This window comes from Mesorhizobium sp. P2_C7, from assembly GCF_056404515.1.
Window position 1 is genome coordinate 38,135 of the sequence record NZ_JBFUDW010000024.1, and the last position, 8,681, is coordinate 46,815.

Here is an 8,681-nt window from a genome sequence, read left to right on the forward strand (position 1 = left end):
AACCGCCTAGGGGCGGCGAAGACCTAGCATAAGCGCGGTCATCGTTGCGCTCGCGCACGCCACCGCCAACAGCGCCACCACGCCAGCAGAGTTGGACGTTTTCGTTGCACGAAATGGGACGTCTCTTGCGGGCGAAGCACTGTGAACCAGCGCGTCCAGATCGGACCTGCTGCCGTGTCGAACGGAATAGGCGCGAGTGAATTCGGCGCCGAGAAGAAAGATCTCCGATGAGTAGTACACCCACAGGAGTATGACGAGCAGTCCACCGGCGGCCCCATACGAGGATGCGATCGCACTACTGCCGATATACCAGCCGATAAGTGATTTTCCGAGGGTGAACAGGGCAGCGGTCGCCACAGCACCAATCCCTACGTCGCGCCATTCGAGGGTTCGATCTGGCAAAACTTTGTAGATTGCCGCGAACATCAACGAGATCAGTACAAACGAGACGACCGCGTTGATCATGCCGAGGACGATTGTGCCAAACGGCAGGTGAGCGTTGATGATGTTTCCCAGTCCCGCGATCGCTGCGCTCGCAACGAGCGACACGAGCAACATGAAACCCAGCGCAGCGACCAAACCCAGACTTGCTGCACGGGCCCGGACTAGACGCGACAACGAACTCCCCTGAGGTTCGACCTTCCAAATCGAATTTAGCGATTGCTGCATTTCGCCAAAGACGCCCGATGCGGCCACCAACAACGTCACAATTCCGATCACCGCGGCCCAGGTTCCGGATAATCTGCTCGAGGCACTCTCCAGCGCGGTCTGAAGAAGATCTGCGCTTTCTGGCCCCATCAGCCCCGAGATTTGCGCGGACAAAGCCAATTGAGCCGCATCCTGACCGAAAACGAGGCCTGCAATAGCGACSACRATYAGCAAAATTGGRGCCAGGGAGGTGGCGGCGTAAAAAGCCATYGCCGCCCCATGGCTAAGCGCATTGTCGTTGACGAAGCCGACTACGCTTTCTCTCACCAAGGCCCATACGTTTGTGATCGAGGGTCGCATTTTGCGTCCGTAGGCATTTGCAATGGCGTCCAGTAGCAATGCGCCGGAACTTTCGATGTTCCGATTGGGCGCGCCCGTGGGTTCAGGGATTGGATCGGAACTCTTTGTGGACAACCTGCCGTGAGGCTGAGGTGAGAAGTGCTGCGCACTCCCTCGATCTCCCGATACTGACCAAATCCTGCTGAAGCGTGAGCGCTCAGGTGGGTGGATCGCCGCTGCCCTCAGAGCGCCCGAAATAATCGCTCACCGCCGCCATTATCGCCAGGAACGCGGCGGAATATCTTGCGAAACCGAAGGCTTGGGCCGCTACAAGCTTTGCGCCATGCAAATGCTGACTAACAAATTCGGAGGCTACTTCCTGGACTTCGCCCGACGTTTTCCCGAACAGCTCACGTTCTGTTGCGGTTGGATCAAACGACCGGCCAATCACGTGGCCAATCAACAGCCCTCCAACTGATCCGGCGAGCACCTTGGTCCGAGCTGCGTTGGTGACGGCCTGTCGCGAGGGTTGCACCCTTGGAGTGGTCGCATCGCCCAGGCCCTTCCGTCCCACGTGTGCTTCGCTCGCCCAAGGGAATCCACTGCGGTTCGTTGGCGGTGTGCGGCCGTCAGCACTTCTTCTGCCGGCATCAAATACCGCCACCGCGCCGAGTGCTACCGCAGCCGCTGTGCCGCCGTTTTCTTTGATGGCATTTGAGACGCCACCCACAACCCCGGCAACCTTGTCCTTGGCATACCGGGTAGTCACGTCGACCAAATGCCTGGGCTGCACGCGGCGGCTTATTTCACTGACAGGCCCGAACAGGGCCTGACGTTCGACCCGGCTCTGCGCCATAATCTCGCGGAGGTCATCGTTGCGTGGTGCCATAGCGGATCCCCTGCTTCAATGCAGCGAGATCGCTGCGCACCTGGTTTACGGTCTCAATGGGAGTGATAGTCCATCCGATAAGCGCCCGCTTCGCCAGGTAAAGGGAGAGCAAGCCTCCGCCAAACAAGACGACGCCAACAATCAGGCAGGCCAATATGGCGCTGATGCCAAGATAGATCATCGCCAGGATCAGGAATTGGACCATGGCGAACGATGCCAGAATAAACAGGGCAACGGCCGCCATCCCACATGCGCCGGACGAGACGATTGTCGAAGTCTTACTCTTCATTTCCGCCTTAAGCAGGCGCACATCCAGGCGCATCAACGAGGCGAATTTCTCGAGCGCCTCGATGACGATGCTGCTGAAGGGCCGGCGATCGATACCATCATCCATCTGCAAGCCTCTCTCAGGAACGATCCGAGCTGCGCATGATGCGGGTGAGCATCACACCGGCGAGGATCCCGACCCCAAAGAACGCCGCCGGTTGGCGCTGCGCGAATTTCGTAACGGAGTCGAGCAGTTCGCCGACGTTGCGATCTCTGACGTCGGTGGAGATTCGTTCCACACCCTCGGCCGCACTGCGCACCATGCTCGCGACCTGAGGCGATTGTTTTTCGATCCCGTCAGCGGCCTCCTTGACGGAGTGCGCGATGTTGGCAATCGCATCGGCGCCGGCGGTCTTGTTCGTCTCGACCGCTTCCTTGAACGCACCAGCGGCATCGGCAGCAACTGAGCCGGCATAATCCTTGGCGTCGGTCGACACCGAGGCCGCAGCGCTCTTGAGGTGGGTCGCGGTCTCGGCCGCGCTTGTCTTCAATTTGCCGAGCGCCTCCTTGCTTTTGCCGGCCCGGTTGGCATCACGTTGCCATTCATTCTCGTTGGTTGGCCCCGATGCGATGAAGTCGTTTGTGTCTGACGTGTTCACGATATTTCACTCCTGTTATTTGAAGTTGAACTTCGCCAATCACGTACGGTTCCTGCCTTCGCACAATATTTCCATCTGTGCCTAGCCGTTCGCGCATCGCCCGGTTCAAGGTGATGAAGGCGCTGCCGACATAGCGGCCGGTGCCGCGCTCCGCCATTAGCGCGAAGGCTGGCTTGCCGGGCTCGCGCTCAACCCCAAGCAATTCGTATTCATCGATCGAATAGGCCTTGGTCTTCAGCCATGCCGTCGATTTGCCACTGCGATATTTGCTGTCCTTGCGTTTCGAAACCATCCCTTCGAGCCCAGCCTGATCGATCAGTTGAAAGATCGACGCTGCATCGCCCGGCAACGCCTGGCTGAACTGGATGCGGAGGTCCGGCGGGATCATCTCGGCCAGGATCTCGCGCCGGTCCTCTAGAGGCATGTCGCGCAGATCGTGGCCGTTGAGGTGCAGGAGGTCGGAGGCAACGAAATACAAATCGTGCTGACGTCGCATGATGGCTTTGCGCAGTTCACCAAAGTCCGAGATATCGGCATCGTTGAGCACGATGATCTCGCCATCCATGATGAAGCTATCGACCCTGAGCAAGGCCGCGAGCGAGGCTAGGTCCCGGTACTTCGCAGTCCCGTCCAAGCCTCGGCGCGTGAAGATGCGCACGCCATCGCCATCCTTGATGATCTGCGGCCGGTAGCGGTCGAACTTGACCTCGTGAATCCAATCGTCGCCTTTGGGCGGCTTCTCCACCAGGGTCGGCATCAACGGCTCAATGAACGTCAAACGCATGAACTGACTCACGAAAACGCGATTCAATCAGCTTTAGCTAAAATGGTTCCAAAACCGGAAACCGGAGCTGCAACAAAGGGGCCGGCCGGGCGTTGGGCATCAACAAACGTCCAACTAGGAACCGATGACGATGGCGGAAACTTCAAATATCCTCCTCACCGCTCCCATCGAGCTTGCCGGCGACTGGGGCCGCATGCTGGAGGGCGCGGCAGATCAGGTCGTCGAGCGCATGCGGCATGCATGCCTTGACGGCGTCCGCCTGCTCTCCGACCGCCAACCGACGCGCCTGCGTGTCGACGAGCACACTTCCGGCACGCCGGCGGTCTGGCTGCATCCCGACGGCAGCAGCATGGCCTGGATCATTGTCGACATCGGGGAGCGCGATTGGTCGAAGCTAACCTACCAGTTCGGACATGAGCTCGGCCACGTGTTTGCTAACAGCTGGCAGCCGGATGCCAAGCCGGCAACGCCCTGCCAGTGGCTTGAGGAAGCCATGGTTGAAGCACTCTCGCTGCGCGGCCTCGGGCGTCTGGCGAAGGACTGGAAGGAGAACCCACCGTTCGCCGGCGACAACGCTTTCGGCGATGCCATTGTCGCGTACCGCGAGAATATCATCCGAGGCTATTCCGCGCTGGCTGGCAGCCAGGGGCTGACGCGCGACGCCGCGGCGTGGTTCGCCGACCATCGCGGCGAGATTGAGATGCCCGCCCTCAATCCGTTCGCCCGGGCGATGTCTGTGACCATCCTTGCCGCATACGACCGCGCGCCGCAGTGCGTCGAGGCGCTCGGCGCACTCAACCGCTGGCGCGGCCGCACGGGTGTGCCGATCGGTGAGTATCTCGGGCGATGGGAGGCGAGTTGCGCCGAATTGGGCGCTTCGCCCAGCTTGCCGATCCACCTGCGTGACCTGCTGCACGTTCCGCAATGGGCCAAGTAAAGAATTCCGGCGTTGACCGTGGATCTGAAGCGCCGACCGCTGCGGGATGGTCAGGCTCATCGAGAGATACCGGCCAAAGCAACGCAGGACAGTAAAATTTTGAGGTCATTTTCCACCGGCGGCTGTCCGTGACGCCCCGCCGGCATGGGAGTTAGAATCCGGCCATGGAAACGATCTTCGATGACCTTTCCCACGCCATCAGAGAGCCCTGTGGGACGTGTGGTGCCCTGTCGGCGCATCGCCCTCGATTTTTACCAGCAAGCTGCTCATTGGCCTCGCTATTGGCCTCGGCGTCGGCATTAGAATGGCTCTCGCTGTTAGCTGACCCGTGCATTGTACGATGCGTCCGGCGAATAGATTGGCCGAAAGGCTAACGCCGGAACGAGTAGGTGCTCGGCCGCGTTTCATCTTCACCCGGAGGAAGATCGAGATGACAACCCCAATCCATAAAGAAGATTACCGGACAAATAGAGCTGACTACCTCATCGCGAAAAGGCCGATTGTTGCCAAAGTGGAACCTACGACCAAGCAAAGATCTTCGAGGCTTCAGCGGTCATCGAAACTGCTTGAAAACCATTCGAAGCCGTCACCAATATCTAGGCCGCAACGATAGCCCCTAGGCCGAGATCCATGTGTGCGCCTACAGATGCGAGAGTGCGGTTGCCTGGGTGCCAACCCGGCGAGCGCTTGCTGCGAGATTCCTGCGGGATCAGCTTAGCAACCTTCCGCTTTCAGGGATCGCACCATCTGTACAACAACCGGGTCGTACGGGATTTTTTCCGACCTGCTGTAATTTATGGTGAAGAGCGCGGCTCGGTCGTTGCAGACCGCGATAGCGCGGACATATCGGATCTGGCCTTCCTTGACACCGGAGTAACTGGCCCACCTCGTGGTGACGCGCCGATAGGTCAGCTTCCAGCCAGTCTTTTCGTCCTCAATCATGCGATGCTCGATCTCGGCGCGAAAACTGGCGTTCCCAAGTCTGGCGCCCCACACTGCGAGGAGGGCATCGTTTTCGCCCTGAAAAGCCGCGCCTTGGTCGGACCGCTGCGTCAGCACAAAACCCGGGGGAACATCGAATGTGAAGCCAAGCTGCCTGACACCGAACGGCTGCCACGCTTGGGCCTGAAGCGTGCTGCAAAATAGGACCGGAACGAGGCTCGGCAGAAAGCGTATCATGGGATTGATTTAGCGTTGCGTCATATACCGTCCAGATCTGACAACGATGCAGACAGCGAAAAGTGCTCCTAGTTGGTTTAAACCCGCCCGTTGCCGTTCCAATAATTTAGGCAACGCGGGCCTGGACCCCTTCCCGCAAATGGCCGGTGTGGTCCCCCAATGCGAGCCCAACCGCACCGGCCATTTCCCTACGGATGGCTAGCGCCGAGCTTCCAGTCATTTGAGCAACGTCCAGAACCATTCTGATATCGTCTGGACTGTCGATGTCTATTCGCAGCCTTGCCGAGGAATTCGGCTTACAGTCCGTCGCCATTCCCTATAGGCGGCGGGCGTTTCCATTACCGAGTGCGCGCCGATGGTTCAGCAGCGCGCAGCTGTCTTTTCCATCTGGCCAGGGGCGGCGCCCTTCGCGTCCACTGTCGCCTGACTAGGCGCTGAGGGCTGCTGGCCCGTGGCACAATCCTTCGCCGCATTCGGTTTCGATGTGCCGCCCGTTATGGTGGGATCCAGCTTCATGCCGCCGGCCGCACCATAATTCGTTCTGATACCGTGTTTATGTTGAACGGGCGTGGCGGCTTGTGACAACGACAGGCCAGCCGACAAAGCGATTACAACTGAGGTGAACATAAGCCGTTGCATGAGATTTCTCCCGGTTAGAGCGCCGTGCGAATCGCGCGTCGTCAGCGGCTTGGGTCATTGCTCCGTCCGTCCTCCAACGATGTAAGAGACCCGCCGCTCCATTCACGGCAGCGGCGGGCCGCCCCTAGGGATCGCGGGGCTTGCGGAGGCGTTGGTGACCCCTGCCGTTAGGGTAACCATTAGAGAAGCCTAATGTTCCATTGCCTCGCGCCAGAAGCCGTTATCGCGCGCCTAATCAGCGCAGGCCACGTTGGGATCTACTGGCCAACAACGATCCGCTGCTTGTCGCGATCCTGCGCGTAGGTGCCCTTGTCATAGGCAGTCTGCGCCTCAAGCTGGGCCTTTGTGAAGTTTGTGTAGAGATATCGGTTGCCATCCTTGTCGGACAGGAACTTCAATTTCTCCAACCCAACAGCAACTGGCTTTTCGCCCATGCCGAGGAAGCCGCCGACGTCGACGACCACGGCATCCACCTTCTTGTCGCCGCCCAGGACGACGTCGCCGATCTCGCCGAGTTTTGCATCGTCCGCTCCATAGACTGAGGTGCCAATGAAATCCTTGGTGCTGATTTTGTCCACCGGCATCTCGGTCAGCGAAGACTTGTCGATTGCCGCGGTGGCGGTGTTGTCCGTCGTGGCTGGGGCCGCTTCATTGTTGGCAGTGGTAGCCGCGACATCATTTGTGTTCGAGGCCGCTGCCGTGTCGTAGACCTTCAGGTCAAAATCCTTTTGCGCTTGAAGGTCTTCCTTGGTGGTCTTAGCGACCAACCAGCGATCACCCTTCTTCTCGACCCACTCGGCCTTGCTGAAATCGTAGGCGACGTTCTTTTCCCCCAAACCCAGGAACCCGCCTACGCCGATGATGATGTACTTGGCTTTGCCGTCCTTGGAGAGGACGATGTCTTTGACATCACCGATCTTCTCGGCATTGTCTGCGGCGCTATCATAGACGTCGGCGCCTATGATCTTGGTGACCAGGCTGCCGTCTGCAACGGCCGCCGGCGCCGTCGCCGCAGTGGTCGTAGCGGTGGCAGGTTTGGTGGCATCTTCTGCGGCGGCCCCTGATACCCACAGGCCAGACGACAGCAGGGTTGCTATTGCGCTGGTAGCCAAAAGTTTGCTGATCATGGTATGTTTCCTTGTGCGTTAGAGTTGATGCACGCCGCGTTCGGCCGAACCATTGCAGGGAGGCTGGACGCGGCACAGTTTGCGACGTCACAACGGCCCGCAAGATGCGAAGTTCCCTTTGGAATTCGGAAGTCGCCTGAGATGGCTGGGGTGACTCGCGTTAACCGCAGCGGAGTTGTCGGCATATATCCAAAGCCGCCTGCTTGTCCTTGGTTGTGATGACGGTGCGCCAATGCGGCTTCTCGAACACGCTCACGACGTAGGTTGTGGCCGGCTTGTCGGTCATGGTCGGCCGCCTGGTGATGAAACACCACCATCGCGACGAATGGGCTGAGGAGGCTCCGGTTTTTCTTCTATGCCCTTCGTCGGGCGTAGATAGAAAAGGCCATATGCCAACAGCAGATATCCAACCTGCAATATGATCAAGGCGAGGAAGGTCCAGGCCAGCGCCCTCCAGAACGAACCCGTTGCCAGGTAAGTCCAGATCGCCACTACTGCCGACGTGGTGAACATCCCCACCAGGAACTGCGGAAAAAACACTGGCTTACCCCGCTGGCCGTTCCCCCAACGGCTCCCTCATGGAAATCTCATTATTTTAGCAAGTGCGCAAGTAAGGCCCGCCGCCTCATTTGCGAAGCGACGGGTACCCCAACCCCATGTCTGTCAATGCAATTGCGGTGCCAGACCTGTTGACCCGTTATGGGGCACCTTGCCGATATCCTTAGGCGCGGGAGGGTCTGATTCAGTGCTACAGAGCCCGCCAGCGCGCGTTTCTCGTCGCCCGCTCTTCCTACACCGCCGACGCGCCCCGCGCGTCCTGGCGCTTGCCTGTGGCTAAGCCATGCCCCGTTGTTGCAAGCGCGCCCTTGCGGGAGCGAAGCTTTGGCGTGATGCTGCGGACCATGATCGGGAGTTCCGTCATGTTGGCCACGAAAAGTCCGTCGATCGCCTTTCTTGCCGGGATAGCAGTTTGTTGTGCCACGAGCGTCGCCGAGGCTCGGCCCGACACGCGCACGATGAGCTGCGAGCAGCTTCAGCAGTTGATCCAGAGCCGGCACGCCGTGGTGCTGACCACCGGCCCCAACACATATGACCGCTATGTGCGCCAGTTCGGCAATGAGTGCGACTGGCCCGACGTGCCGATGTCCGCCGCCGTTCCAACCCGCGACGGCCAATGCCGCGTCTATCACTGTGAGGAACCGAGCTACAATCT

At 59.4% G+C, this 8,681-nt stretch carries 11 protein-coding genes; 2 read left to right on the forward strand and 9 right to left on the reverse strand.

What is annotated here, in order from left to right; all coding sequences use genetic code 11:
- Window positions 1-6: 6 nt before the first annotated feature.
- The 5 genes from AC1D2G_RS32880 to AC1D2G_RS32900 form a co-directional block, all read right to left on the reverse strand.
- The gene (locus tag AC1D2G_RS32880; RefSeq protein ID WP_477419219.1) at window positions 7-918 is read right to left on the reverse strand and encodes a YihY/virulence factor BrkB family protein; all 912 of its coding nucleotides are present in this window, start codon (window positions 916-918) and stop codon (window positions 7-9) included.
- 286 nt (window positions 919-1,204) lie between these two features.
- The gene (locus AC1D2G_RS32885; protein ID WP_477419221.1) at window positions 1,205-1,876 is read right to left on the reverse strand and encodes a hypothetical protein; all 672 of its coding nucleotides are present in this window, start codon (window positions 1,874-1,876) and stop codon (window positions 1,205-1,207) included.
- On the reverse strand, window positions 1,857-2,270 hold the full coding sequence (locus AC1D2G_RS32890) for a phage holin family protein (RefSeq protein WP_477419223.1): 414 nt from the start codon (window positions 2,268-2,270) through the stop codon (window positions 1,857-1,859). The genes AC1D2G_RS32885 and AC1D2G_RS32890 overlap by 20 nt, the downstream gene beginning before the upstream one ends.
- Before the next feature lie 13 nt (window positions 2,271-2,283).
- The gene (locus tag AC1D2G_RS32895; protein WP_477419225.1) at window positions 2,284-2,802 is read right to left on the reverse strand and encodes a hypothetical protein; all 519 of its coding nucleotides are present in this window, start codon (window positions 2,800-2,802) and stop codon (window positions 2,284-2,286) included.
- Window positions 2,747-3,586 (reverse strand): ATP-dependent DNA ligase, encoded by an 840-nt coding sequence (locus AC1D2G_RS32900; RefSeq protein WP_477419227.1) that lies wholly within the window; start codon window positions 3,584-3,586, stop codon window positions 2,747-2,749. The genes AC1D2G_RS32895 and AC1D2G_RS32900 overlap by 56 nt, the downstream gene beginning before the upstream one ends.
- 124 nt (window positions 3,587-3,710) lie before the next feature.
- On the opposite strand from AC1D2G_RS32900, the gene AC1D2G_RS32905 reads away from it, so the two are divergent.
- The gene (locus tag AC1D2G_RS32905) at window positions 3,711-4,523 is read left to right on the forward strand and encodes a hypothetical protein (RefSeq protein ID WP_477419229.1); all 813 of its coding nucleotides are present in this window, start codon (window positions 3,711-3,713) and stop codon (window positions 4,521-4,523) included.
- 714 nt (window positions 4,524-5,237) lie between these two features.
- On the opposite strand, the gene AC1D2G_RS32910 is transcribed toward AC1D2G_RS32905, so the two are convergent.
- The 4 genes from AC1D2G_RS32910 to AC1D2G_RS32925 form a co-directional block, all read right to left on the reverse strand.
- Window positions 5,238-5,702, reverse strand: a complete 465-nt coding sequence (locus tag AC1D2G_RS32910; protein ID WP_477419231.1) for a hypothetical protein — start codon at window positions 5,700-5,702, stop codon at window positions 5,238-5,240.
- A gap of 896 nt (window positions 5,703-6,598) precedes the next feature.
- The gene (locus AC1D2G_RS32915; protein WP_477419233.1) at window positions 6,599-7,468 is read right to left on the reverse strand and encodes a PRC-barrel domain-containing protein; all 870 of its coding nucleotides are present in this window, start codon (window positions 7,466-7,468) and stop codon (window positions 6,599-6,601) included.
- A gap of 160 nt (window positions 7,469-7,628) precedes the next feature.
- On the reverse strand, window positions 7,629-7,754 hold the full coding sequence (locus tag AC1D2G_RS32920) for a hypothetical protein (protein WP_477419234.1): 126 nt from the start codon (window positions 7,752-7,754) through the stop codon (window positions 7,629-7,631).
- Window positions 7,751-8,008, reverse strand: coding sequence for a hypothetical protein (locus AC1D2G_RS32925; protein ID WP_477419236.1), 258 nt, complete (start codon window positions 8,006-8,008; stop codon window positions 7,751-7,753). The genes AC1D2G_RS32920 and AC1D2G_RS32925 overlap by 4 nt, the downstream gene beginning before the upstream one ends.
- Before the next feature lie 380 nt (window positions 8,009-8,388).
- Here AC1D2G_RS32925 and AC1D2G_RS32930 point away from each other — a divergent pair.
- Window positions 8,389-8,681: hypothetical protein (locus AC1D2G_RS32930; RefSeq protein WP_477419238.1), on the forward strand; the 293-nt coding region annotated here is incomplete at its 3' end.